This is a genomic window from Peribacillus sp. P4_D6, from assembly GCF_056401795.1.
Map to the genome: position 1 here is coordinate 1 of NZ_JBFUIQ010000030.1, position 26908 is coordinate 26908.

21 protein-coding genes are annotated in these 26908 nt (G+C 42.8%); 6 read left to right on the forward strand and 15 right to left on the reverse strand.

Going from position 1 to position 26908, the window contains the following annotated elements; genetic code table 11:
- The 10 genes from AC1DVB_RS11825 to kdgD all read right to left on the reverse strand — a co-directional run.
- Window positions 1–1790, reverse strand: a 1790-nt coding sequence (locus AC1DVB_RS11825) for an efflux RND transporter permease subunit (RefSeq protein ID WP_477589368.1), incomplete at its 3' end; no start/stop codon positions are given.
- Between the two features lie 734 nt (window positions 1791–2524).
- Window positions 2525–3223 carry a polysaccharide deacetylase family protein gene (locus AC1DVB_RS11830; RefSeq protein ID WP_095679133.1) on the reverse strand — a complete coding sequence of 233 codons (699 nt, stop codon included), beginning with the start codon at window positions 3221–3223 and terminating at the stop codon, window positions 2525–2527.
- Window positions 3224–3367: 144 nt separating this feature from the next.
- Window positions 3368–5959 carry a polynucleotide kinase-phosphatase gene (locus AC1DVB_RS11835; protein WP_477589370.1) on the reverse strand — a complete coding sequence of 864 codons (2592 nt, stop codon included), beginning with the start codon at window positions 5957–5959 and terminating at the stop codon, window positions 3368–3370.
- Between the two features lie 2 nt (window positions 5960–5961).
- On the reverse strand, window positions 5962–7308 hold the full coding sequence (locus AC1DVB_RS11840; RefSeq protein WP_477589372.1) for a 3' terminal RNA ribose 2'-O-methyltransferase Hen1: 1347 nt from the start codon (window positions 7306–7308) through the stop codon (window positions 5962–5964).
- A 409-nt stretch (window positions 7309–7717) separates the two neighbouring features.
- The gene (locus tag AC1DVB_RS11845; protein ID WP_095679132.1) at window positions 7718–8164 is read right to left on the reverse strand and encodes an ASCH domain-containing protein; all 447 of its coding nucleotides are present in this window, start codon (window positions 8162–8164) and stop codon (window positions 7718–7720) included.
- Window positions 8165–8234: 70 nt separating this feature from the next.
- A complete protein-coding gene (locus tag AC1DVB_RS11850; RefSeq protein ID WP_098865514.1) occupies window positions 8235–8555 on the reverse strand; it encodes a hypothetical protein in 321 nt (106 codons plus the stop codon).
- Between the two features lie 123 nt (window positions 8556–8678).
- Entirely contained in the window at window positions 8679–9131 is a 453-nt protein-coding gene (locus AC1DVB_RS11855) for an N-acetyltransferase family protein (protein ID WP_477589375.1), read from the reverse strand.
- A gap of 177 nt (window positions 9132–9308) precedes the next feature.
- A complete protein-coding gene (garD, locus tag AC1DVB_RS11860; RefSeq protein ID WP_477589377.1) occupies window positions 9309–10844 on the reverse strand; it encodes a galactarate dehydratase in 1536 nt (511 codons plus the stop codon).
- 89 nt (window positions 10845–10933) lie between these two features.
- The gene (gene gucD / locus AC1DVB_RS11865; RefSeq protein WP_477589379.1) at window positions 10934–12397 is read right to left on the reverse strand and encodes an alpha-ketoglutaric semialdehyde dehydrogenase GucD; all 1464 of its coding nucleotides are present in this window, start codon (window positions 12395–12397) and stop codon (window positions 10934–10936) included.
- An 18-nt stretch (window positions 12398–12415) separates the two neighbouring features.
- Window positions 12416–13348 carry a 5-dehydro-4-deoxyglucarate dehydratase gene (gene kdgD, locus AC1DVB_RS11870; RefSeq protein ID WP_034309652.1) on the reverse strand — a complete coding sequence of 311 codons (933 nt, stop codon included), beginning with the start codon at window positions 13346–13348 and terminating at the stop codon, window positions 12416–12418.
- A gap of 320 nt (window positions 13349–13668) precedes the next feature.
- On the opposite strand from kdgD, the gene AC1DVB_RS11875 reads away from it, so the two are divergent.
- From AC1DVB_RS11875 to AC1DVB_RS11885, 3 genes are all read left to right on the forward strand, one after another.
- Complete coding sequence (locus AC1DVB_RS11875) at window positions 13669–15030, forward strand: MFS transporter (protein WP_145504492.1); 1362 nt, start codon at window positions 13669–13671, stop codon at window positions 15028–15030.
- 33 nt (window positions 15031–15063) lie between these two features.
- Window positions 15064–16422: a glucarate dehydratase gene (gudD, locus tag AC1DVB_RS11880; RefSeq protein ID WP_477589382.1), complete on the forward strand. Its 1359-nt coding sequence runs from the start codon at window positions 15064–15066 to the stop codon at window positions 16420–16422.
- Between the two features lie 151 nt (window positions 16423–16573).
- On the forward strand, window positions 16574–17275 hold the full coding sequence (locus AC1DVB_RS11885) for a FadR/GntR family transcriptional regulator (protein ID WP_095679124.1): 702 nt from the start codon (window positions 16574–16576) through the stop codon (window positions 17273–17275).
- 353 nt (window positions 17276–17628) lie between these two features.
- Here the strand turns inward: AC1DVB_RS11885 and AC1DVB_RS11890 are convergent, their stop codons facing one another.
- Entirely contained in the window at window positions 17629–18387 is a 759-nt protein-coding gene (locus tag AC1DVB_RS11890) for an SDR family oxidoreductase (RefSeq protein WP_034309660.1), read from the reverse strand.
- 190 nt (window positions 18388–18577) lie between these two features.
- On the opposite strand from AC1DVB_RS11890, the gene AC1DVB_RS11895 reads away from it, so the two are divergent.
- Window positions 18578–19192, forward strand: coding sequence for a TetR/AcrR family transcriptional regulator (locus tag AC1DVB_RS11895; RefSeq protein WP_054399846.1), 615 nt, complete (start codon window positions 18578–18580; stop codon window positions 19190–19192).
- Window positions 19193–19222: 30 nt separating this feature from the next.
- Here the strand turns inward: AC1DVB_RS11895 and AC1DVB_RS11900 are convergent, their stop codons facing one another.
- Complete coding sequence (locus tag AC1DVB_RS11900) at window positions 19223–19924, reverse strand: alpha/beta fold hydrolase (protein ID WP_095679122.1); 702 nt, start codon at window positions 19922–19924, stop codon at window positions 19223–19225.
- A 308-nt stretch (window positions 19925–20232) separates the two neighbouring features.
- Window positions 20233–21681, reverse strand: coding sequence for a DHA2 family efflux MFS transporter permease subunit (locus tag AC1DVB_RS11905; protein WP_328097929.1), 1449 nt, complete (start codon window positions 21679–21681; stop codon window positions 20233–20235).
- A gap of 257 nt (window positions 21682–21938) precedes the next feature.
- On the opposite strand from AC1DVB_RS11905, the gene AC1DVB_RS11910 reads away from it, so the two are divergent.
- The gene (locus tag AC1DVB_RS11910) at window positions 21939–22832 is read left to right on the forward strand and encodes a TetR/AcrR family transcriptional regulator (protein WP_230135039.1); all 894 of its coding nucleotides are present in this window, start codon (window positions 21939–21941) and stop codon (window positions 22830–22832) included.
- A gap of 143 nt (window positions 22833–22975) precedes the next feature.
- On the forward strand, window positions 22976–24649 hold the full coding sequence (locus tag AC1DVB_RS11915; RefSeq protein WP_106026133.1) for a ribonuclease J: 1674 nt from the start codon (window positions 22976–22978) through the stop codon (window positions 24647–24649).
- 46 nt (window positions 24650–24695) lie between these two features.
- Here AC1DVB_RS11915 and AC1DVB_RS11920 read toward each other — a convergent pair whose 3' ends face one another.
- Both AC1DVB_RS11920 and AC1DVB_RS11925 read right to left on the reverse strand, forming a co-directional pair.
- Window positions 24696–26114 carry an amino acid permease gene (locus tag AC1DVB_RS11920; protein ID WP_477589386.1) on the reverse strand — a complete coding sequence of 473 codons (1419 nt, stop codon included), beginning with the start codon at window positions 26112–26114 and terminating at the stop codon, window positions 24696–24698.
- A gap of 102 nt (window positions 26115–26216) precedes the next feature.
- Complete coding sequence (locus AC1DVB_RS11925) at window positions 26217–26849, reverse strand: LysE family transporter (RefSeq protein WP_057276902.1); 633 nt, start codon at window positions 26847–26849, stop codon at window positions 26217–26219.
- Window positions 26850–26908: the final 59 nt, after the last annotated feature.

The window sequence follows — 26908 nt, forward strand, 5'->3', positions numbered from 1 at the left end:
TCTGTAGGTGATGCGACTTCGCCATATTGTGCTGTCTCGGGCGAGTTTCCTAATTGCATGAAAATATTATCCACTTCACTCATACCCTGCATCGTTTCTTCGAGTTCAATCGCTTTTTCCTTTACATTCTCATAGGGCTGATCATTTGGATAAGTTAATGTCACAGAGACATAGTCTGCTGAAGAATTATCAATCGCCCCTTTTGGCATGGCAAAATATGTACCAATGGAACCGACAAACAACAGCATCGCAACAATCAGGATAACCCATTTATGGTTTAGTGACCAAGTAACCAGCTTTGTAAAACGCTTGGCCGGTCGATGTTTTGGCAGCTCCGTCCTTTTCAGCAATCCTGCGCTCATTAACGGAACAACCGTCAATGCCACAATTAATGAAGCCAGCAAAGAATAAGTGACAGTCAAAGCAAAAGGAAGAAGAAACTCCTGAAGCCCTCCATTCAATAAAGCAACCGGCAAGAAAACGGCTACAGTCGTAAGGGTTGAAGCTGTGATTGCCACTCCCACCTCTTTCGTTGCATCCATCACCAATTCGACTGAAATCTTCTCCTGCTGCATTTTCCGGAAAATGTTTTCAATAACGACAATACTATCGTCCACCAAGCGCCCGATTGCTACAGCGACACCGCCCAGCGTCAAAATATTCAGCGTCACTCCCGACAATGACAGCAAAAATAACGTAAAGCCAAGAGATAGCGGTATGGATACGATTGTAATGAATGTAGATCGTACATTCCGTAAAAAGACCATGATTACAATCGTAGCGAATAGCGCACCCAGCAGAACTTCTTTTACCATCGTCTGAACGGACGTCTCCACCATATCAGCTGTAGATAAATAAATGGTCGATTTCTGGTCACTATACTTTTCATTAATTTCTTTCGCTACTTTTTCAACCTCTTTACTGATTGTGACAGCATTTGATTGACTGTCCTTGATAATGCTTAAATCAATGCTTTCCTTTCCATTAAAACGACTGATGAGGTTGCCATCATTCGCTTCTTGAACATTTGCTATCTGTCCAAGTGCGACATTAGGAGTGACCTTCAGCGCTTCTAATTTTTCAATACTTGTTAAATCACCAATCACCTTGATGTTACTTGCCTTCCCATCAATCACTTTTTCGCCTACGGCCAGAGCTGCATTCTGACCGTTAAGAACGCTCATGACATCTTGAATGGAGACTTTCTTTTTAGCCAATTCTTCATTATCCACTTTGACTGAAAGAATGGATTGCGAAACCCCGAATGTCTGGACATCCGAAACCCCTTTAATATCTTTATACAAAGGCTCCAATTCTTTCTTGGCAAAGTCTATATTTTCAGCTGTTAACCCATCCTTAAAAGTAACTGATACAAATGAAATGGGAATCATTGACGTATTTAACTGTGTAACAGTAGGCTTTGCCATGCTTTGCGGCAATGCTACACTGCCTAATGCTTCCTGAACATCAAGTTTCGCTTGTTTCATATCCGATCCGGCTTCAAAGAATAGATCTACTTTAGAAAAACCATCTCCAGTGGTGGAGTATATGGAACTCTTTCCTTTAACGCCCGTAACTGCCCTTTCAATCGGATCTGTAACTTGTGCTTCCATCGTTTTCGAATCGGTGCCCTGCCCCATTGTGATAATCGTAACTTGTGGATTATCAGCAGATGGTAAAAACTCCATCGGCAGTTTAAAATAACTGACAACTCCTATCATCAAAATAAATATGGTTACCAATGAAACGGCAGCCTTGTTCTTAAACGACCACTTAGTAAAAAACTCCACGCACTAATCACCCCTGAATAAAATTTATAAGAAAATAATTCCATTTCAAATCTTACCATATATTACTAATGTTGGAGTGTTAATTTTTTATTGATTTTTATATTTTTTTAGGTCTATCGATGCGGAGAACTTTTTCCACATAAAAAAAGGCTGCGCAGCAGCCTCCAGTTTGTAGACAAAAGGGGTTTCTAAATTTCAAAACAAAGTTGATTGGAACGTAAGGTACGAGACTCCTGCGGGAAAAACGTGTCCAGGGGAGACCCCGCAGGCGCAAAGGCGCCGAGGGCGGACCGCCCGCGGAAAGCGAGTGCCTGGAGTGAAAATCAACGTTCAAAATGCACAAACCTAAAAAAATGAAGAAACTCGATTATTTATACCCTTTGATAAAAAGCATAACGATAGCCAAAACCATTACCCCGATAAGTAATAACGGGCCGATGCCCGAGCTATACACGAAGTATACCGTGATGTGGCGAAAAATGAGCACCACAAGAAATAGGAATAACAGGAAACACAAAATCATGATCAGAGCGGTGTTTTTATTCCGATACAAGTAACCAGCCCCATTTTAATAGCTTTATTTCCACTAAGGAAAAATTCATGCGAATCCAAGCCCTAACAACAACCTTCCGTTAAGAAACAATATGCAGCCCATGTTTTGTACTATTCTTTATATCAAATAAAAAAGGGCTGCCGCAGCACCCCGATTCTTCGAAAATCGTCTGGACCAAAAACTACATTTCCTGAAGTTCATTGACCGTCACAAACGTATACCCTTCGTTCGTTAACTCTCGTAAGATCCCTTCAATCGCTTGAAGCTCTTTACCCGTATCATCATACATCGGATGCATCAGGATGATCGAACCTGGTTTTATATTTTCCTTCACATACTTCACTTTGTCAGAAGCGGTAGTGTAATAGCTATCTGGTTCCAGATCCCAGGTAATGGTCTCTCTATCATTTTTATTTAAATAATAAGGCAAACCTATGATTTTTTTCCCGTTTGGAGGCCGGACATCAATTTCACCCTTATATCCGGCGTTCTGAATCAATTTATCCGTTTTCTCGATTTCCTCCTTGATATAAGAAGGCGATTTGAACACCATCCGCCTGTGTGAATACGTATGATTCCCAATCTGATGTCCCGCTTCCGCTATTTTCCCAGCTTCCTCCGGGTACTTTTCGATTTCGTTACCGATCAGGAAGAATGTAGCTTTCACATCGTATTTAGCCAACAACGGCAGAATCTCATTTACATTCTTCGATGGGCCGTCATCAAAAGTCAAAGCGACCACTTTTTCATTCGTCTCGACATTATCCGTTAATCCACCGAACACCTGATAGGTTCTCGAATTCATTAATTTATACGTACCAAGCATCAGCAGGAAAACAACCAGGATTCCCAAGCCAATGAATATCAGTTTCTTTTTCATGCAAATACCTATCTTTCTATAAGTTTTTTAATTCAATGACCTATTATAGCAAATCACTGAACGTTTCAACTTTATATTTAACGCCCTAGTCCTTCTACAAATAGAAATGGGGCTGCTGCAGCAACCCCATTTTAAGCTAAACTCTCACAATCTGGGATCAACAGGATCTGATTCCATGGCCAAGGTTCCCAAAACACATTCGTGTACTCGCTCGATCGATTCACCTTTTACATATCTTTGAATGCCTTCGATTCCCAGGGAGAATTCTCTCAGTGCCAGTTTTTGCTTTTTGCCTGTATTCCTGTTTTTCAGTCTCTCAAGATTTTCCGGAAGCAAATAGTCCATTCCATAAATGATGTTTAGGTACTTTCTTCCCCTTACTTTTATGGCAGGTTGCAAAAGCTTGCCTTTATTTTTTGCGATGAAGAATTCCGGCTTGATTACAATGCCTTCATGGCCTTCGCTGGTGATATCCTCCCACCATTTAATGACTTCTTCTTCACTTGTTTCATCCGTGATCATTTTATATTCTGTTTCCACAAATAAACGGGAACACTTTGCAAAATTTCGGTTCATCTCCATATGCCATTTATGTGGCTTATCGAAAAAGGTATGATCACTATGGGCAAGCACATGGAATGGTGCAATTTGAATGGAATTCATATCTTCAATTTCCCAGCAGTACTTTTGAAAGACTTCTTTGAAAGTATGGGCATTTTCCAGCTTCAGCTCATATTCTTCCAGCCATCCTTTTAAATCGGCATTTTCATGGACCGCTTTCTCGATTTTTTCCTTAAGCATGGTTCGGTCAAGAATCGCATTTTCAGCTACATGGGCATATTGATTTCTGATGAGCTCTTTTGCCTTCAGATTCCATGGCATGATTTCAGCGTCCAGAAGGACATAATCCGTCTCATACTTTTCAAAATAGCCACTTTCATGTAAATCTCGATTGATATTCAAGATAAGTTGTTCCTCCGTCTTTACGTCAAAGAAACGTCTGCCCGTTCTTGTATAGATAACCCCCAATGATTCGATACCCGTATGTTTTTTAGATGCTTCAGTATCCCGGAATAGAAAAAGGATGGCCCGGCTTCCCATATGTTTCTTTTCAGCTATCAAGGTTTGGATTCCCTGGCTTCTGTAATAATCGATGGCCTCTCTTGGATGTTCCAGATAGATTGCCGATGAAGAGAGACTAGGTGTCGGGCTCATGGTTGGCGGGATATAGATTAATTGTTCAATAGGTATCGTAAAGTGTGATATTTTATCGATTGCAGGTTTTACAATATCCTTTTGGACTTTTATCTCGCCCATTTTTTCTGTCAATACTGAATAGCCATTGATGAATTTACCGATATTCGGCGGATTCAGCCGATTTTTCTCCCATTCTTTCAATGGGTTGTCGTCGTCCCCGGAATGATTTTGACTCGCTTGTACGGAAATGACCTCCCTTTCCGGATAGCGGAAAGCGGTCAGTGCTCCGCCAAAGACAGCACCTTGATCAATATTGATGGTATTATTGATCAATAACGGCTGCGGCTTGGGATCGTGTCCCCAGACAATTAGGGAACTTTTCTTATGGGAAATATACCAATCTTTACGTACTGGCTTTCCTCTTTCATCAAAACCATCCGTATCACCATAACGGCAGAAGTCACTTATGGCCTCAGAATGTTTCCCGATGAATGTGTCTTTGATTCCGGCATGCACACAAATCACGGTTTGCACACCATTCTTGGTGAACACGTAATGCGAAGGGGCATGCAGGAGAAACTCTTTTAGCTTGTTTTTCGTTTCCGCTGCTTTTTCGCTGCCATATTCCTCTTCATATCTTTTAAATTCTTCTTCAACTTTTTCATCTCCATGGTTTAATGTGACGCCTCTTCCATCCAACCATCTGGCAATCTTCCATCCATGATTACTGTCAATCATATAGGCAACGCCTTTTTGAACATGTTCATGGAAAAAGAGCATGGTTTTAAGCGACTCCGGCCCCCTGCTCATGACATCTCCAACTGAAACGAACTTGCGTCCTTCGGGATGCAGATAAATACCTTCCTGATTTTTTTGATAGCCTAGCTTCTTAAGGATGAGAATCAACTCTTCATKGCAGCCATGAATATCCCCGATGATATCGATCCCATACCCGATGTCTTGTTCAAGAGGATTGGTACCTCTGCTGACCCGCAGATTTTCTGCTTCCTTTATAGTGTAAACCGATGCATAGCCTTCTTTTTTCAGGTATCGCTTTTCTCTTTTGAAGGTCTGGCATTGCTGTCTAATCCGTCTTTTTCCCCTTGGATGTTCTCTTCGTTCATCCCTTGCAAGCAGTTCATCTTCAGCGATATCCAGCACAATCGATTGAATTGGAACATTATGATCTTTGGCTAAAGTGATATATCTTTTCCGATCATCAGGGTGAAGATTGGTCGCGTCGATAATGGTTAATTTATTTAAACGGCATCTTGCTTCAATGACAGATTCCATCATTGAAAAGGCTTCACCTGAAATGGTTTGGTATTCGTCCATCAGGCTGTCCGCTTCATCCTTTGGTCTATCATGCCAATCAATGAATTCCACATCACTTACCATTATCCTAAAGTCATCTGAACTTATTACTTCAGAAGGTAAAATCTCTTCTTTTTCAATCATTCTTTTTAATAAGGTTGACTTACCGCTATTTGATGGTCCAATCAACAAGACAATCCCTGCATATGGCAATACGATATTCATATTCAGTCCCCCTTCCTTTCGAACACACACATTTGTGTCGGAAAGCCTTGTGTGGCATGCTCTTCACCAATTCCTTCGAATCGAAGATCATAGTAACCGCCATGATTTCGCGAAGTGCACCACTGATGAAATTCAGCTCTTGTCCACTCAAACCGATGATCATTGTGCCGAAGGGAATCGTCCATATCATATACCTCGTTATATTCACGGTTTGGCGTTGTAATGATCAATGCTTTCGGTTGATAATCATGCAATGTCGTATCCATCACCTTAGGAAGGCGGCACTCATCGATATGCTCAATGACCTCACATAAAATGATGACATCTTTATTCTTCAATCTTTCATCATAATAAAAGAGTGAACCCCATAGTGTCTCTGGAATCACGAATTTTTCTTTATMCTTCACTTTATCGAATCGCCCTAACGCTTTGATGGATGCAGATTCGGATGGCTCGACGGCCAAGATTTCCTTTACCCCCTCAATAAATCCAAGACGAACTGAAAGTTTTCCTTCGCCTGACCCAAAATCAACCACGCTTCTTGGGTGCATTTGACTTACGATATCAACGATTTTTTCATAGCGAAGATCATTCAACCGAACCTTGCTTTCTTTTTCATCTTTCTTCATTTCAGGTTTCTTGTTCTCCACGATGCTGTATACGTCCTTGAATCTAAGGGATTGGCGATAGATAAAGTCACGCATAGGATGATCGTCAAGCCACCCCTCACCATATCTTTCAAGTTTTTCGATTTCCTTTTCATCAATATAATAATGCTTATAGTTGTCGATGACTGGAATCAATATGAACAAATGCCTTAACCCATCCTGTAGCGTCTTCATTCCTTTCAAGGAAACATTTCTTGCCGAACTCCTATCCTTAATATCGAAAGAATACTTGATGTCCGGGCGCGTAATTATCACTTCATAACCAATCGGCTCAAATAATTCACTTAATTGATTATCGGATAGAGTAGAGACCACCGGACCAAAATTGAACTGAAATGAAAACGGATGGTTCACCCACTCTGCATGTTCTTCCTTCGGCTGCCCATTCAAAGCTGTTCCAAGTGCTGACCTGATCAATGAACAGAAAATGCTGCTCACCGCGAATTCCCGATCATTTATGTAGTGAGTGATATCGTAGGAATTAGCATTATTTTTCACTAACTCTATGGGATCCGGAGTAACAAAGATTGTTGCCTCCATTTCTGATTCCGTGAACTTACTATAAAAAAGGCGCACTAAATGCCCTTTATGATTTCTTTCATATAAATTATTCGGGTTCTTAGACAATAAATAAGATATTGCTTGCACATTGTCGCCCGATGCCTGAATCGTCAACTGCATACGAAACACTCCTTTCCACACTTCTTTCACTAGTAACAATTAATAGAACTCATTCTTCAACTTCCAAATTCATTACTTTCTACCTAAAACGTACTAGTTCACCTTATATTACCACAAAGGAAAATATGATTTCTGTATTAATACCATCTTAAAATTGTTCCAAGAGGAGAACGTATTAAAAAGAATGGAAGAGTGGGAAAAGAGACTCCAAATTATTTGTGATCATGATGGGGATTCGCTGTGACGGGGGATGGATGGTAGTAGTCAAGGGCAAGCATTTACATGAAGGCTTATCTTGCCCCTTATTAAAATCGAAGGTTATTACTCAATGTTGATCATCATTTTGAAGAAACCATAACTAGGTAATCTCTATAAAAGACTAGTTATCTTCCAATTGAACCGTTCACACTCACTTTACATCTATCAACTCAAAACGCTCACACACCAGCAGCATTTCTTCTTTAAAGGTGTGGCCAATTTTGTCCAGTTCTTCTTTAAAAAATTTCTCATGAGCATCCCACCAGTAAGTATAGGTACGATCTCCTTCCCCTTCTGCAATCGCAAACTCTTCACTCACTTCATTCATGGGCAATACTTCGACTTTCACTGTTTGTATGATGGCTAAGGGCAAATCCTCACTGCTTAAGATAATGCTGTAATCACCCACGGATGGTAATGGTTCATTTTCCTCTCCGTAAAAAACATGCCCAGAGCAGGTAGCCGTTTTTATCCTATCCATCACTAACTGAGCCAAATGATCGGGATCGGCCCCGAATTGCCATGCACTGACAGACTGGGGTTTTTCATCTTTCCCTTGCCAATATTCATTCCAATATAATTCCGCTTTGACATTCATTCTATGATTCTCCATTCTGTTTTGCAGCTCCGCTGAGCATCACGAAAGGTTAACTCTACCAATGCAACTGCTAGTATGATCTGCGGGGCCATTCTATTTCACCCGTTAACAACAAAGTGATGATGATTACCCAAAATATAAAGAATGATGAGGAGAAAACCAATGAGATGATGGAAATCATGTTTTTCTCCGATTTCTTCAAAATTCCCATGACAGAGAGAACGATGCCGGCAACCGTAAGGAAAAATGTGATATAACCACCAGTCAAGTTTCCGATATTTCCTATTCTGATAGGTGTAATAAAAACAGTAAAAAAGCAAATGATTCCAATGATGAATGAAGTAAAACTAATTACACCGTACCTCTTCTGAATACAAGCTTCGTTTTCCATCGAGCTCACCCCTTTCATCAGTTTTTAAAGCCTATATACATCTATTACTATCTCACGCATAATTTTAACATATAATGCCAGACGAATTGTTGTGCACAAAAAATGGGGACAAAAGACCGTGAATTAAAGCTTCATTTTCATGCCTTCATGAGTGGCTTTGAATCCTAACCGTTCATAAAATCGCAGCGCTTCTTCCCGCTTTTTATCAGTCGTGAGCTGAATGATATGGCAGTCCCGCTTCTTTGCACGGTCAATCGCATATTGAATCAACTTGCTTCCAATGCCTTTCCCCCGTTCTGTAGATGCCGTCCGAACTCCTTCGATCGTAGCTCTCCAGCCGCCTTGATGGGTAATATAAGGTGTGAACGTGATTTGCTGCACTCCAACGATTTCCGCACCAAGGCATGCAACGATCAATTCATTATTTTCATCTGCATCAATGGATTCAAATGCTTTTAGATAGCTTTCAGGAAGCGGATTTTCATATCGCTCCCTCTCCCTCCCCAATGCATCATCCGCAAGCATCCGTACGATTTCACTTAAGTCTTTTGCCGTCGCATTCCTGAATGTGACCATGGTATCCCTCCTCATAATGTACTTCCGTATCACCCTGATGTAAATCATTCCTTCATTAATAACTTCTGCCAATAGTCCGGCGGTCCTCTTTTCTGGAGGAAAAATAATGCAACTGTAAAAATTGGACCATCAAAAAAAGGACCCCCTATAAAAGGAAGTCCTTCAATTCATTCACTATTAGGTAATTGGCGCAGGATTGAACAGTGCCAAATCATTATGCAGGCCCCAATGTTCTGCCCAGGTTTTCTTTTTACCGCTGGCCACTTCCAGAATAAGGTGAAATATTTCCCACCCGACTTCCTCTATGGTTGCTTCACCAGTAGCGATCGTTCCAGCATTTATATCGATCAGATCTTTCCATTGCTCGGTCAATGTATTTCGTGTAGATACTTTGATGACGGAAGCCATTGCGAGATTATAAGGTGTGCCTCTTCCAGTTGAAAAAACTTGAAGGTGCATGCCGGTAGCTAGCTGAAGCGTTCCGCAAACAAAGTCACTAGCTGGTGTAGCAGCAAAAATCAGCCCTTTTTCCGTTGCTTTTTCACCTGGAGCCAGTACGCCTGAAATGGGGCTGCTTCCGGATTTGGCAATGGAGCCTAATGATTTTTCCACTACATTGGCCAACCCGCCCTTTTTGTTTCCTGGCGACGGATTGGCACTTCGGTCGGCATCACCTAAAGCAAGGTAGTTATCATACCAATCCATTTCCTTTATTAAAGCTCTCCCCACTTCTTCATTCACTGCACGAGGCGTTAATAGATGAATCGCATCCCGTACTTCTGTGACTTCGGAAAATAGAACGGTTGCCCCTGCCCTGACTAACAGATCTGTGGCATATCCTACGGCAGGGTTAGCTGTGACACCAGAGAATGCATCACTTCCTCCGCACTGGGTGCCGATGACTAATTCGGAAACCGGAAATGTCTCGCGCTCCCGGCGGTTCAACTTGATTAAACGTTCCTCGGCCATGTCCATAATGGATTGGACCATCCCCGCAAATCCCTGCTGGTCCTGAAGTGAAATGATATCTGAATCGTCCCCGCTTGGATTTATTCTCATTGGAGACAGTTTTTCACACCCCAGTCCGACTACCAAGGCTTCCCCGCCGAAATTCGGGTGTTTCGCAAGGTTCTGTATCGTGCGAATGGGAATGACCGCTTCCGGTGCATTGATAGCGACTCCGCATCCATAGTTGTGATTTATGGCGAAAACATCATCAACATTGGGATACTTCGGGAGTAGCTCTTTTTTTATCCGGTTCACGACGAAATCCAGCACGCCCACTACACATTGGACGCTTGTTGTAATGCCCAATATATTCTTGGTTCCAACACTGCCATCTTCATTGCGGAACCCTTGGAATGTATACCCTTCAAGCGGGGGTAAAGTTTTCGGAATATCATTTGCTACCGGTAATTCCTTTAAATCCGGAGAAGACGGAAGTATCACCAGTGATTCGTCAATCCAACATCCCTTACTGATTGATTTAGCCGCATAACCGATAACTTCCCCATAGCGTATGATGGCTTCATTTTCGACTATATCCATTAAAGCCACTTTGTGCCCTTGTGGCACTCTTTCTTTCAATTCAAGCCCACAAGGGAATACGGTTCCTTGATCCAAGCCTCCCGTATTAACCACGATGGCGACATTGTCGATCCCATTCACCTTAATATAAAGCGGTACCTCCGTCAGTTGCGTTTTCGTATCCACTTCACCACTCCTTCATTCTAAAAAAGCAAACAGACATCACTAAACATACACGTGCCGGTAATTTTCAGTTAAAATACTGTTTTTTTCCCTTATTTGACAAACACCGTTTTAATTGAAGTAAAAAACTCTTTTGCTGCTTCTCCTTGTTCCCTGGAGTGGGAGCTGGAGTTTTTCATGCCGCCAAATGGCGCCTGTAATTCAACGCCTGCGCTCTCGGCGTTGACCCTGATCAATCCCGCTTCCATATCATTAACAAATGAAAGCAGATGTTTGATATTGGCTGTGAAAATTGAAGCACTAAGGCCATATTCCACGCTGTTCGCAAGTTGCAGGGCTTCTTCAACTGAATCAGCTTTCAATAAGGCAATCACCGGACCAAAAATTTCTTCCTGTACAATTGTCATATCTGACGTACAATTATCAAAAATCGTAGGTTCTACATAAAAACCATTCGCCTGAGGGCCTTCTTCAGCACGCTTCCCGCCAATTAGAAGTGCAGCACCTTCTTCCACTCCTTTTTCGATATAGGAAAGAACCGTATTCAATTGACTTTCGCTGGCACATGGTCCCATCCATGTCCCGCTGTCCAATCCATCCCCGATGGAAATGCCTTTCGTTTCTTTCACCAGCAGCTGCTTGAACTCTTCATATACTTCAGCTGCAACGATGACACGGCTTGTCGCGGTACATTTTTGCCCCGTTGAACGGAACGCACCTGTAATGACTGCTYCTACAGCCAGGTTAAGATCCGCATCCGCTGCAACGATCACCGGGTTTTTCCCGCCCATTTCAAGCTGGTATTTCGCTCCGCGTGCTAACGCCGCTTGTCCAATCCTTTTTCCGACTCCGTTTGAGCCGGTAAAGGTAATCCCGTTTATATCTTCGTGATCGGCGATGCCCTGCCCTATGACACTGCCCGGCCCTGTAACCATATTGACAACACCCGCCGGGAAACCGGCTTCTTCAAAACACTCCATGATTTTCGCACAGGTGATCGCCGTCTCGGTGGCTGGCTTCACCACAATCGTATTCCCATATACGAGGGCAGGAGCCATCTTCCAGATTGGGATGGCGATCGGGAAATTCCAAGGTGTAATGACGCCGACAACACCAAGCGGAACGCGCGTCGTGAACATAAGCGCAGAACTGTCGGTGGATGGAATGACATCCCCCACCTTACGCATTCCTTCTCCTGCATAGTATTTCAGGATCGCAATACCGCGTGCCGTTTCCCCTTTTGTTTCAGCAAATGTCTTGCCCATTTCCCGTGTTGCACATTCTGCGATTTCATCAATCCGCTTTTCAAGAATCTGCGCTGCTTTATATAGATACTCCCCGCGCTCTGAACCAGCTAATTTGCGCCATTTATCTTTCGCCTTTTTCGCTGCTTCCACTGCCAGGTCCAAGTCTTCCTTGGTGGATTTTTGTACATAACCGACAATTGCCTGTTTATCTGCCGGGTTTAAACTTTTTTCAACTTCATTTGAAATGGAAGCAACCCATTCACCATTAATATAGTTAAGATACGTTTTTGTTTGAACTGTAGTTATCATATATAATCCCCACCCTTATTAGATTGATTGAATTGGTGTTTCTTTTGGAAAACGATCTAAAGCATTCTCTAATATCGTTTGCATTTCTGCATAATGTTCTTTTTCCACCGGAAGAATCGGTAATCTGACTGTTTGCCCAACCGGCATTCCCATAATCTCCATACCTGCTTTAATGAGAGAAACGGCATACCCTTTTCGCTGACGGCGAATGTTGTTGATCGGCATGATGACCTGCTGGTAAATTTCATTGACCGTTTCTTGATCTCCGCTCAGGATGCCATTATAGAACTTTCGTGAGATATGCGGGATGTAATTGGATATCGCCGATGAATAGGAATCAAAGCCAAGTGGAACGTAGGCCGACATGGTAACTTCCGCAAGCGGCATTCCGTTCAGCCAGCCGAAACGTTTTCCGAAGGTTTGTGTAAGGAGTCCATTCAACTCCATATTGCCCAGACCGTCTTTGACGCCGACTACCTGCGGGACCTCAGCAAGCGCTTCCAAAGTTGAAAGTGAAAATGCCACATTATCACGCTGATATACGATGGAATTCAAGTCTGTACTCTCTGCGATGGCTTTGAAATAAGCCGACAGACCAGCCTGTTCTCCAGTAACGAGATATGGAGGTAATATTAAATAACCATCTGCCCCTTTATCCGCAGATATTCTGGCAAGTTCGAGGGAAGTTTGAATATTCCCGCCTACCCCTGTGTATACAGGTACTTTTCCAGCGGTGACGGATACGGCTACCTCAACCATCGCTTCATATTCCTCTTTACTTAATGATGGATATTCCGCTGCTGCACATGCCACGAAAATAGCTTCTAGTCCCTCATCTAATAAAAATTGGATATTTTGGGCGAGTGCTTGTTCATCAAGCTTATTACTCGTTGTGAATGGTGCCACGGGAAATCCGAGAATTCCTTTAGGTGCCTTGCGGATCTTATTCATTTTTTATTCCCCCTTGTGTATTATTGTTTTATTGTAAGACAAATACACCATCTGGTCAATCGTATTTTTTTTATTTTCTGAAAAATGAAGCACTACTTTATCCCTCGATAATTTCGCTTCTAATATATACAAAAAAAACACGATAATGAAGGAGCTAAAATGAAAAACTTTTAAGAAAAAAAGCCATTGACAAACAATTTTATTTGTCTTACCATTGGACAAAACTAAATATTAAGAATTTTCACGAAGGAGGAAACAGTTAACATTGTAAGCGGTATCAATTAGAAAATATAATAAAATACGATTAAGGAAGTGAGTATATGAACGCTGAAGAAAAAGTTTTTCAACCATCTCCTAAACTGCCAAGTGCCCAGAAAAAAACACGCACACGATGGTTCATTGTCTTTATGCTCTTTTTGGTTACAGCCCTGAATTATGCGGATCGTGCGACGCTATCCATTGCGGGTACGGACATGTCTGGTCAGCTTGGTCTCGATTCAGTCATGATGGGCTATGTTTTCTCCGCTTTCGCTTGGTCTTATGTAGCTGGACAAATTCCAGGCGGTTGGCTTTTAGACCGTTTTGGCTCGAAAAAAGTTTATTTTTGGAGTATTACGTTATGGTCCACCTTTACGCTTTTACAAGGGTTTCTCGGTTTTTTCGGTTCTGCGGGAACGGCTGTCATGGTATTGTTCGGACTGCGCTTCTTAGTTGGATTGGCGGAAGCCCCTTCCTTTCCGGCCAACAGCCGCATCGTTGCCACCTGGTTCCCAAGCCATGAACGCGGAACCGCGGCTGCCACTTTCAATTCGGCACAGTATTTTGCAACCGTTCTCTTTGCACCGATCATGGGTTACATTACGTATAAATTCGGTTGGGAATACGTCTTCTTCTTTATGGGTGCTTTAGGGATCATCGTTGCTTTCATCTGGATGAAAACGATATATGGCCCAAAGGAACATCCTCGCATCAACCAAGCTGAGCTTGAATATATCGAAGCGGGCGGCGCTTTGATCAATATGGATCAAACCAGTACAAATAAGGAGGAAAAGAAAGGCGTCAACTGGAATCATATTAAGCAGCTATTATCAAATCGCATGCTGTTAGGTGTTTATCTCGGACAATATTGCATTACGACGTTAACGTACTTCTTCTTGACATGGTTTCCTGTGTACCTAGTACAAGAAAGGGGCATGACCATTCTTGAAGTTGGATTCGTCGCTTCCCTTCCGGCCATTTGTGGATTTTTTGGCGGCATTCTCGGAGGGACATTCTCGGATTTCTTGTTACGGAAGGGATTCTCATTGACTGTCGCCCGAAAAGTGCCAATTGTTGTTGGGATGATTCTATCGATGAGCTTGGTGGCAGCAAACTATGTAGATACGGAATGGGTTGTCATTTTCGTTATGGCCCTTGCGTTTTTCGGTAAAGGATTCGGGGCACTCGGCTGGGCGGTAGTGGCCGATACCTCACCAAAGGAAATGTCAGGTGTCAGCGGCGGGCTTTTCAACACATTTGGAAACATTGCCGGCATTACAACACCGATTATCATCGGATATATCATTGCCACGACAGGCTCGTTTAATGGTGCGCTAGTCTTCGTATGTGCCAATGCTCTTGTCGCGATTTTAAGTTATTTATTCCTAGTTGGTGAAATTAAACGTGTAAAGTTAAAATCATAATCAACTAAATATTCTGATATAGGGGGAAAGATCATGAACAATCAATTACTAAAGGATCATGTAAAAATCGGCACACCGGTAATTTCAGAAATGAGCGTCATTCCAGTTGCGGGCCATGACGGCATGCTTTTGAACTTGAGTGGTGCCCATGCTCCTTATTTCACCCGGAACATCGTCATTCTAAAAGACAATGCAGGTAATACGGGTGTAGGTGAAGTTCCTGGAGGCGAAAAAATCCGCCAGACACTCGAAGATGCTAAAGAATTGGTTGTGGGCCAGTCCATTGGGACATACAACAACATTCTAAATGCCATCCGCAAGCAGTTTGCGGACCGGGATGCTGGAGGGCRCGGCCTTCAGACGTTCGATCTTCGTATTGCCATTCATGCCGTAACAGCATTGGAAGCGGCACTTCTTGATTTAGTTGGCCAACATTTAGGTGTTCCAGTCGCAGCCCTTCTCGGCGAAGGACAGCAGCGTGATAAAGTGGAAATGCTGGGCTACTTATTTTATGTAGGCGACCGCAATAAAACAGATCTTGGTTATTTAAGCGAACCGGAAGCGGAAGATGACTGGATTCGCCTCCGTCATGAGGAAGCGCTGACACCCGAATCGATCGTCCGCTTGGCAGAAGCCGCCCACTCTCGCTATGGATTCAATGATTTTAAATTGAAAGGCGGGGTTTTGCGCGGGGAAGAAGAAATCGAAGCGGTGACGGCACTTGCTGAACGCTTCCCTGAAGCCAGGATCACCCTTGACCCAAATGGCGGCTGGCTGCTTGAGGATGCGATTAAACTTTGCCGCGATCAACATCATGTTTTGGCATATGCGGAAGATCCATGCGGAGCGGAGAATGGTTTTTCCGCCCGGGAAATCATGACGGAATTCAGGCGTGCAACGGGCCTTCCAACCGCTACGAATATGATTGCAACGGACTGGAGGCAAATGGGGCACTCCATTCAACTTCAATCCGTGGACATTCCTCTTGCCGATCCGCATTTTTGGACGATGCAAGGGTCCGTCCGTGTCGCTCAAATGTGTAACGACTGGGGCTTGACTTGGGGATCACACTCGAATAATCACTTTGACATTTCACTTGCCATGTTTACACACGTTGCTGCAGCCGCACCTGGAAAAATCACTGCGATCGATACCCACTGGATTTGGCAGGATGGGCAGCGTTTGACGAAAGAACCTTTTAAAATTGTCGGCGGAATGGTCGATGTCCCTTCCAAACCCGGACTTGGAATTGAAGTGGATATGGAACAAATCGAGAAGGCACATCAGCTTTATAAACAAAAAGGACTTGGTGCCCGTGATGATTCAATGGCTATGCAATACTTGGTTTCCGGATGGAAGTTCAATCCGAAATCACCTTGCCTTGTCAGATGATTTTTTTCCAACAATGCGTGCGTCTCTCTCTTAAGAGCGGCGCATTTTACTTTTTTTGGACATAGGTCTACATGCAAATAAGTGTATTATATTATATAATTAGTCTTACAGTAGGAATACATATAGGATTTAACAGAAAAGGGGTTACACAATGGAAGAATCGTCAAAGAAATTAGGCGTACAATCGGTACATCGCAACACTCTTTCACAACAAGTCGTGGATCAAATTGTGCATCTGCTCGTCACTGGACAAATGAAAGCGGGCGACAAACTGCCTCCTGAAATGGAACTTATGAAAGAACTTGAAGTAAGCCGGCCTGTTTTACGTGAGGCGCTCAGTGCCCTTGATACACTAGGGGTCATTACGCGGAAAACGCGTGAAGGAACCTTTTTTAACGATAAAATCGGTACACATCCATTCTCTGTCATGCTTGCGCTGGCTACGGATAATTTACCAGCGATCATCGAAGCGCGAATGGCTTTGGAGTTGGGATTAGTAACAATGGCTGCCGAGAAGATCACAGACGGGCAACTGGAGAAACTGCAGGTTACGATTGACACGATTGCCAATAGTGAAGACAACGATTATGGAGAGGCCGATAAAGAATTCCATAAGATCATCGCTTTAAGTGCGAACAATCCCATCATTGAAGGCATGATCGATTCCTTATTGATCACTCATAATAAAATAAATAGCTTGATTCAATTCAGGGAACGGGAACTGACCGTGAAGTATCATAAAGCCATCTATGCTGCACTTGCAGCACATGATCCACATGAAGCATTCAGCCAAATGTACAAGCATCTTGATTATGTCCGTCAGAAAGTCCTTCAATATTCTCACGAACATTAATATATTGTTTGCGAGGTACCGCAGCAAACTAATGGATCACTCAATGATTCTATTTCATAAGGAAAGTGGATTTTTTCAGGGAACGTATTTTGCTTCCGAGATTTCAGAGTTCAATTTATCTTTTAAATCCATTGATAGCATAATTCTTTTTGAGAAAAACTGGATAGTAGCGGAACTATCCAGCCCCCACTAATCCACTTTCGATTGAAATCACCCGTTGAAGTCAGAACCTTCCTCATGGAAATTGTTGGCTAACCACAATCCTCCTCCAAATACCCTGCCAAGGCTCCACTCAAAAAAACATGCATCCCTGCTTACTGGCAGGAATGCATGGATTCTTTTTAATTCATGGCTTAATATGCACTCCAACCAGCATCTGCCGTAATGACAGTACCATTAACAAAACTGGAATCGTCTGAAGCAAGGAATAATGCCACTTTAGCGATTTCCTCAGGTTTGCCGTTTCGTGGATTGATCGCCATACCCAGTTGTTGGCGAGAGAAGCCAAACTCATTGATATTCGTCATGCTGGAACCAATATTGGTTTCTACTCCGCCTGGTGCTATAGCATTGCAGCGAATCCCTTTATTGGCATACATGTAGCCCGTGTTTTTCGTGAAACCAACGACTGCATGTTTAGAGGCAGTGTAAGCAGCACCAGCCCGGGCACCGTACAAACCGCCAGCAGAAGCAATATTGATGATGACCCCTTTTTGTTTTTCTAAAAAGATCGGCATCACCTTTCTAGTCGAACGCATGACGCTTGTCGTGTTAATGGCAAAAATCCGATCCCATTTAGAATCTTCAATGTCCCCAGCAGGTTCCATGCCATCCATGATACCCGCGTTATTCACCAAAATATCCACCGTTCCATACGTACTGACCGTGGTATCGATTAAATGTTGAATATCTTCCTCCACCGCTACGTTCGTTTTAATGGCAAAGGCCACTCCGCCATTCGCTTTTATTTCTTCCACCGTATCGTTCGCACCATCAAGATTTAAATCCGATACGACGACTTTAGCTCCTTCTCGAGCATAATCTATGGCAATTTGTTTCCCCATGCCTGATGCTGCTCCTGTCACAACGGCAACTTTGTCTTGTAATTTCATTTGAACTCCCCCATTCATTCTAGTGAAGCGTTACTTATTGTACAGATGTTCATTATCTACCTTCCTTTATAGTATAATTAGTTTCAGTAGGCTTATACAATCAGCAAATGCTGTCCTCAATGTTGAATAATGAACAGAAAGTAGTAACTATGTTTATTAAAAGCACAATAACGAACAAAGGATGAAGAAAATGACTGATAATAATACTGGGATTGATAGAAGGATCAGGAAATCCAAAATGGCTTTGAAAGAATCCCTCATTTCTTTAATGCAAAGTAAGGATTTCAGGGAGATATCGATTACTGATATTGTAGAACTCGCCGACCTTAATCGGGGTACATTTTATAAACACTATCAGTACAAAGAGGAGCTGCTTGAAGAGGTCATGGAGGATGTGATTGCCGATTTGATCATATCTTACCGGGAACCTTATAAGAACGCCGAAACTTTCACCATCAATGAACTAACGGCTTCGGTCATCAAAATATTTGAACATGTAGCTAACCATGCAAACATTTATACCCTCATCCTAAAGTCGAATGCATGGCCTACATTACTGGAACGGATTTGTAATGAGTTGAAGAAGCTTCCAGTGGAGGACCTGGAAGATTACCGGCCGAACCCTAAGATCAATAAAGAACTTGCCTCCAGTTACCAAGCATATGCGATATTGGGCATGATCATCGAATGGGTCAACACTGGCTTTAAATATAGCGCTGACTATATGGCTGAACAGCTACTGGAAATCCTTAATAATAAATCGGTAAATGCCGTCTTTAAAATAAACCACTTAAAGCAGAAATAAGAGGGCTGCGCAGGCAACCCTCCTATCGTATTAAAGCGCCTGCCCTTTGGAAAGAAACCTTTTTACAACAGACAAGAAAGCTGATAAATCATCTTCATGGACAAAGTGTCCGGCATCCTCTATCGTCACCAATTCGCAATTCGGGATAAGCTCGGAAACCTCCTGCAATTTGTTTTGGGGAATATGGCTGGCCCCACCCCCTATAACAAGCGTCGGCATCATAATATCGGTGAGGCGTTCCCACCATTCGGGATCGGGTTCATTAAGCTGCTGTAGAACCGAAGGCACTACCTGCCAATCAAACGGCAGTGGGACAGAAGGCCTGGAAGGAACCTCCATTGGTTTATCCGAGAAAGGAGGCGGCGTATCTTCGACAATCAACCTTTCTATCCTCGAAGGAAAGGTTTGCGAGAAAAGATAGGAAACCGTCCCCCCCATGGAATGCCCCATTAGCGAAAACCTTCCCAAATCAAGCGCATCTGCAAAAAGAAGCAAATCATCACGCATCGATTCAAAAGTATATGTATTCGTTCTCGCACTCCCACCGTGGCCCCGTTGATCTAAAGCTAAAACACGATAACTTTCTCCTAATGCGGCAGCCGCTTCATCCCATGATTCCGAACTTTTTCCCAGTGCATGAAGAACAACAAGCGGTGGAGCAGAAACATCCCCGCACTCCCGATATTGAAACGTGAGTCCATTCAACTCAATTTGATTAACCCGAATTTCCATCTCCGTTCACTCCCAGGATCGGATTCGCCATTTTGAACCCCGATCTATTTTTAAAAAAACCTCTAAAATACTATGTTGACTATAAGTAAATTATACGTTTATGCCTTCACCCATTTATTCATCCTGCATCTGTTCATTTCTGCCTTCACACCTTCTATTCCTGCCTTCATCCATTTATTCATCCTTTGGCTTCATTCCGCAGCAGCCTGAATTACATTCCGTTACGGGCCTTAACGTGAAAAGCAGAATAGAAAAAGCCCCATGCTGCCTGAACGATTCAGGTGGCATAGGGCCTTTTATTGTTTCATTTAAGCGGTTTGATCTTTTTTCACAGCTGGTTTTTCTTCAGCCGGCCAAGCACGCTTAATGAATAATGCCAGAATCAGCGCCACACCGGCAATGAAGGTAGATACAAAGAAGGAGAAGTTAATTCCATCCAGCATTGCCTGCATCCCGATTTGGGCTTTCATTTGGCCCATCATCTCAGCGGTGGGCTGGCTCGTTAATTTGCTCATCGCTTTCGTCATTAAATCTTCGGCAGTAGAAGCTGCACGGTTAGACATGACCGTAACGAGCAATGCCGTACCGATCGCACCGGAAATTTGGTTCAGTGTGTTATTCATGGCTGTACCGTGCGGGTTCATGCGGGCTGGCAACGCGTTCAAACCATTTGTCATGATCGGCATCATGGACATTGACATCCCGAAGGAACGAACGGAAAACAGGATTACAATTTGTGTATACGTGGTTTCCATTGATAATTTACTTAGCAAATACGTAGTTACCACGGTGATAAGCAAACCGATTGAAGCAAGGATGCGGGCACCGAACTTATCGAAAAGCTTACCGGTGACCGGTGACATGAGGGCCATTAATAACGCACCTGGAAGCATCAATAATCCAGAATCGAATGGTGAAATGCCACGTACTGTTTGTGTGTACATCGGAATTAAGATCATCCCCGAGAACATCGCCATGTTCAGTACGATTGAGATCGTTGCGGATAAAGCGAACATCGGGTGCTTGAAGATATTGAACTCAAGCATTGGTGTTTCCATTTTAAGCTGGCGTGTTATGAAAAGGATCAGGGAGATGGCACCGACAATCAGTGTTCCGTATACCTCAAGGCTATCCCACCCCTTGCTGCCTGCCGAACTGAATCCGTAAAGCAAACCGCCGAAGCCTAAGCTTGAAAGGATGACCGATATTTTATCAATTGAGATATCGACTTTTTCCTTGTGGTCTTTAAGTTTAAAGAAGCCGAAAATAAGCACTAGTAAAGCTAGCGGAGTAATGAAATGGAATAGCATTCTCCAATCATAATGTTCGATGATCCAGCCTGAAAGCGTCGGCCCGATTGCAGGGGCAAACATCATGACCAAACCGAATAGTCCCATTGCCGAGCCCCGTTTTTCAACAGGGAAAGAAGTTAAAAGTACGTTCATTAATAATGGCATCATGATTGCCGAACCTGCAGCCTGAACCATACGTGCGCTCAATAATAGCGGGAATACATGCGCTACACCTGCCACGATCGTCCCGATTGAGAATAGGAGCATGGCTGTCAGGAACAGATTACGCACCGAATATTTTTTTATTAAGAAGGCAGTTGTCGGAATCATGATTCCGTTCACGAGCATGTAGCCTGTTGTCAGCCATTGGACTGTGGAAGTCTCGATTCCCAGGTCTATTTGGATTGATGGCAGTGCAATATTTAAAAGGGTTGAATTCAGTATCGCTATGAACGCACCGACCATCAGTATGGCCAAAATGCCATACGAACCTTTTTTCTCATTTATTTGTGCAGTACTCACTTTTTATCTATTCCTCCATTCAAACTATTGGTTCATTTAATTAGACGAGCGGTATATTAAAAACTCACAAAATCAATAATATACCCCTAGTTCATTTTTTGCAATAAAAATTTACTGGTTTAAATAAGGGTTTGTGCTGTGATGAAAAATAGAGTACGATTAATTTTATACAAGCAGTATAATGAAAATCAGGTGATATAATGAACAATCGAAGGCAGAATGTCATCGATACGGCTCATAAGCTGTTTATTGACAAAGGCTACCAGGCGACGTCCATTCAGGACATTTTAGACGGCAGCGGTATATCAAAAGGTACATTTTATAATTATTTCCCTTCGAAGGGTGAATTATTTATAGCTATTTTCCGCTCCTTTTATACAAAGATTCGCCATGAACGGGAAAAACTATTGATTGGTCAAGATTCCGCCGATATTGAAATTTTCATCCGGCAGCTCGAACTGCAATTGATGGTGAACAAGCAAAGCAAATTGCTTATCTTGATCGAAGAAGTCCGTGTTTCCAATGATGAAGAATTAAAGCAATTCATCAATAAGACGCTATTGTTGAGCTTACGCTGGATGTATAACCGTTTTATCGATATCTTCGGTGAAAGTAAAAAACCCTATCTTTTAGATAGCGTCATTATCTTTCATTCGATGATGACCCACATGAATCATTTTAGTTACCGTGCTAATCCCGCCGGTACACCGGACATACAAATTATCCGCTATTGCATGAATCGCATTGTCCATTTAGTCAATGAAGTGGCTGAAAGCGGGGAACAGATCATTGACCCGGAATTAATGGATACGTGGTTTCCCGAATTCACAAACCAGCTTGATGCTTGCCATAATGATTTGCTTCATTCCACCACGGAATTGAAAAAAGCGATAAACAAAGCTATTCCTTGCGATGAAGATCGAAGAAGAGCCATTGAATTGGTCGATTTCATCCAAGATGAGCTGATGCAGTCAGACAAACCGCGAGAATTTCTGATAGAAAGTCTGCTGGCCACTCTGAAAACTGGATATGCTTCACAGATCCAAGCATTGGAGACTTTTGAAGAAAGCATCCATTCTTGCTTGAGCCGATGAAGATTGAAGATACGCACCTACCGAAAGCGGCAGGTGTTTTTTTTATGGCTTTTTGAATTAGCCTGATTTAAAAAAAGAGTTAGTTTTATAAAAGCAACCTAAGGAAACACTATCCTTATCATAATAAAGGGAGGTCCATCTACTTGAGTGTGAAAGAGAATGCTTTGTCCATATTGGCTCTGGGCGGAGTGAATGAAATCGGTAAAAACATGTATGTGATTCAATATTCCAACGATATCGTCATTATTGATTGTGGTGCAAAGTTTCCTGATGAAAGTTTATTAGGAGTCGATTTGATCATTCCTGATATTTCCTTTCTTCAGGAGAATAAGGAGAAGATCCGCGCTTTGATTGTGACACATGGGCATGAAGATCATATCGGCGGTATCCCTTATTTCTTGAAAAAATTGAATGTGCCCATTTATGCCACACGTTTAACACTTGGTTTGATTGAATTGAAGTTAAAAGAACATAACCTTTTGGGTGATACGGAATTAATCCAGATCGATTCGGATTCAAAGCTGGAATTCGGGGAAATGGTTCTGGACTTTTTCAAAACGAATCATAGTATTCCCGATTGCCTCGGAGTCACCATGCATACGCCGGAAGGCACGGTCGTTCATACAGGGGACTTCAAGTTTGACTTGACTCCGATGAATGATCAGTATCCCGATATTCATAAAATGGCCAAAATCGGGAGTGAAGGTGTCCTCGTTCTACTATCGGAAAGCACGAACGCAGAGCGTCCCGGCTCCAGTCCCTCGGAGCATCTGGTTGGCAGCCATATTGAAGAGGCCTTCATGCAGGCAAAACAGAAAGTCATCCTTTCGACATTCGCTTCAAATGTCAATCGTGTTCAACAAGTTGTGAACGCTGCACAAAAGACAAACCGGAAACTAGCCCTGATTGGACGAAGCATGGTGAACGTCGTAACCGTTGCCATTGAACGCGGCTATCTCGAGGTTCCTGATGGGATGCTTATCCAACCACAAGAAGTCGATAGTTATGCCCCTGAAAGGGTCGCGGTTTTATGTACAGGAAGTCAAGGAGAGCCGTTTGCCGCCCTTTCCCGCCTTTCCAGTTCGAATTATCGGGATATGAGCATATTGCCTGATGACACAGTGATTCTTGCCTCCACACCAATACCCGGAAATGAACGGGATGTTTCACGTATCATCGACAACCTGTTTCAACTAGGTGCCAAGGTCATTTACGGTTCTGGGACTGTAACGGGCATGCATGTATCCGGACATGCTTATCAGGAAGAGTTAAAGCTCATGCTTACCCTGATGAAACCTAAGTATTTCATCCCGATTCACGGTGAGTATCGGATGCTGCACCAGCATCGATTGTTAGCTGAGTCTGTCGGGGTGGAGAAGGACCACACTTTCATCATCAATAATGGTGATGTGGTGGATATTGAAAACTCCGTTGCCCGTCAAACAAGAAAGGTGGCTGCCGGCAATACCTTTGTCGACGGTGTTGGCGTCGGGGATGTTGGAGAAATCGTTCTGCGGGACCGCAAACAGCTTTCCGAAGATGGAATGCTCGTCATCGTCATAACACTAAGCAAGACAGAAAGAAAAATAGTCTCAGGACCCGATACCATTTCCCGTGGATTTGTATATGTTCAAAATTCCGAGGACCTCCTTAAAAATGTAAATCGTATTGTCACGAAAACGGTCAACGACTTACAAAGTGAAAAAATATACCGGTGGAACATCATTAAACAAACCATTAAGAAGGAACTGGGGCAATATCTCTTTAATCAAACTAAGAAAAAACCAATGATCCTTCCAATAATCATTGAAATTTAGCGCCAAATTGAAAGGAACTCGACTTTGAATTAGTCGAGTTCCTTTTTTAATCGAGTCCTGATTTACTCGCTTTTGCGGCCATTGCCTTGTTCTTATTCCATACCTTGAACTTCATGAAAAGGGCTGCAAGACCGATGATCACAATGAATAAAAGGCTGATGAAAAACCCTGGACGTATCTCTTTTTCAAGCAGTGTTCCACTTACGGCCGCTAAAATTAAAAGCAGTCCGAAAACCGCCGTAATCTTACTCCACATCTTATTTTCCAAGATTTTGAATGAAGAAAGAATGATGAATGCCCAGTTATACAAAAGCAATATACCGGCAGATGTTGTAATGTATTCATAAATCTTTCCTGGCAGGAGCAAGGCAGTGATGATTGATCCTAAAAGACCTAAGGCTCCAAGCCCCAGTGACGGCAGCGGAAGATCTTTGAATTTCTTGATCTTTTGCATGAATAATGCGGGTGCATTCCCATCATTGGATAGCGTTACCAATAAATTGGTTACACCGAATAGTGAAGCGGTCATCGTCGAGAAACCGGCAATGATGATCGCACCATTAAAAACGTGCGGGAAAAATGTCAGGTGGTAACTGTCCAATGCCGTAACGAATGGGCTTTCTTTTTCACTGAATGCCCCTAACGAAATCATGGTTACGGCTAATCCCAATGAAACCACATATATAATGGTAAGGACCAAGAGCATGATCGTCCCTGCCTTTGGTGCATCTTCTTTCTTTTTAAGCTGCATCGCCATCAATCCAATGACCTCAATGCCGCCAAACGCATAAAAGGCATAGATAAGGGATGTCCAAAACCCCTTTAACCCTTTTGGGAATAATTCATTGAACGTATTCGGAAATGATGGCGGTTTTGCTCCAGCAAGACCGAACCAGCCGCAAACGGCACATATTGCAATGATGATAAACATTACGATTGCTGCTGTCTTAATTACAGCAAGGATGTTTTCCACCCTGTCGAACCCTTTTGTTCCAAGCAATACCACCACGATTGAAACAATGGCAAAACCGGATGCAAATAGCCAAAGCGGCACTTTCGGGAACCAAAATTGAGATAATAGCGAAAGCGCAGTAAGCTGGCTTCCCATGATCAATATATTGGAGGACCAATAATTCCAGCCACAGCTAAAGCCCGCCCATCGTCCAAATGCTWTATTGGCATAATAACAAAAAGAACCTTCTTGAGGATCGGCCGCCGTCATCTTGGCAAGCAGATTATAAACGATATAGGTACCCAGTGCAGCCAATACAAATGAAAATACAATGGAAGGCCCAGTCGTTTTAATCCCTATGGTCGATCCGAGGAAATACCCTGTCCCGATCGTACAGCCTACGCCGACCAATGAAAGCTGCCACCATTTCATGTCGCCCTGTTGTTCACCCGAAGCATTGGAATCTTGGACAGCCTTTCCTTTCGCTGAACTGCAATTGGCTTTTGTTGTCATAACATTACCCCCTTCCAACATTCATAGTGTTGATAATCCACAATGAATTATGCAAGGAAGAAGTTTTCAAATACCTTATGTAATAATCTAATGCATTCTGCTTTATGATAGGATGGCATCAATTCCTTGGTAAGCAAAATAAACCCCAAAACCGACCAATGATAATCCAGAGATGATCGAAATGGCCATTAAGCTTTTTTCATTTAAGAACCTGCGAAATCCATTCGTTAATGCCGCTACAAAAAAATCCCAGCAGGTAAGACCAAGAAAGATCATCCCGCTATAAATGAAAAGTTGGGATGTCCCATAACTTGAAGCTGTTTTAGCTAAAACAGATCCATAAATCCCCAACCAAAATAAAATGGATAATGGACTGGTCACGGACATGATGAACCCGGTCAAAAAACAGGAAATTAATGAATCTCTATTCCTGTATTCATTTAATAATATCGTATTAACCCGCAATACACTTTCCACCCCGGAATAAATAAGCACAAATCCGCCAAAAAGCCAAAGAAATATCTGGACGATCGGGATTTCTAAAAATCGTACCATTCCTACATATACTAAAATCATGAACAAGGCATCTGCGATCATCGACCCTGCCCCAACGATCCAGGCGTGCCAAAACCCGTTCTTGATTCCTTTATCGATACGAGCGGAGTTCACCGGGCCGATCGGTGCTGCAAGGGTAAGTCCTAAGAAAAAGTAACTTAGCAGTAAATGTACACTCAAAAAGCATCACTCCTTCGAGCTAGTTCATGACTTGTACATTTTATGTGACACCCCTCTCC

Coding starts and splice junctions, on each gene's coding strand:
- AC1DVB_RS11830 (WP_095679133.1), bottom strand. CDS start 3,223: ATGAAAAAGAAACTGATATTCATTGGCTTGGGAATCCTGGTTGTTTTC.
- AC1DVB_RS11845 (WP_095679132.1), bottom strand. CDS start 8,164: ATGAATGTCAAAGCGGAATTATATTGGAATGAATATTGGCAAGGGAAA.
- AC1DVB_RS11850 (WP_098865514.1), bottom strand. CDS start 8,555: ATGGAAAACGAAGCTTGTATTCAGAAGAGGTACGGTGTAATTAGTTTT.
- AC1DVB_RS11855 (WP_477589375.1), bottom strand. CDS start 9,131: ATGGTCACATTCAGGAATGCGACGGCAAAAGACTTAAGTGAAATCGTA.
- kdgD (WP_034309652.1), bottom strand. CDS start 13,348: ATGAATAAGATCCGCAAGGCACCTAAAGGAATTCTCGGATTTCCCGTG.
- AC1DVB_RS11875 (WP_145504492.1), top strand. CDS start 13,669: ATGAACGCTGAAGAAAAAGTTTTTCAACCATCTCCTAAACTGCCAAGT.
- AC1DVB_RS11885 (WP_095679124.1), top strand. CDS start 16,574: ATGGAAGAATCGTCAAAGAAATTAGGCGTACAATCGGTACATCGCAAC.
- AC1DVB_RS11890 (WP_034309660.1), bottom strand. CDS start 18,387: ATGAAATTACAAGACAAAGTTGCCGTTGTGACAGGAGCAGCATCAGGC.
- AC1DVB_RS11895 (WP_054399846.1), top strand. CDS start 18,578: ATGACTGATAATAATACTGGGATTGATAGAAGGATCAGGAAATCCAAA.
- AC1DVB_RS11900 (WP_095679122.1), bottom strand. CDS start 19,924: ATGGAAATTCGGGTTAATCAAATTGAGTTGAATGGACTCACGTTTCAA.
- AC1DVB_RS11905 (WP_328097929.1), bottom strand. CDS start 21,681: ATGGTCGGTGCGTTCATAGCGATACTGAATTCAACCCTTTTAAATATT.
- AC1DVB_RS11910 (WP_230135039.1), top strand. CDS start 21,939: ATGAACAATCGAAGGCAGAATGTCATCGATACGGCTCATAAGCTGTTT.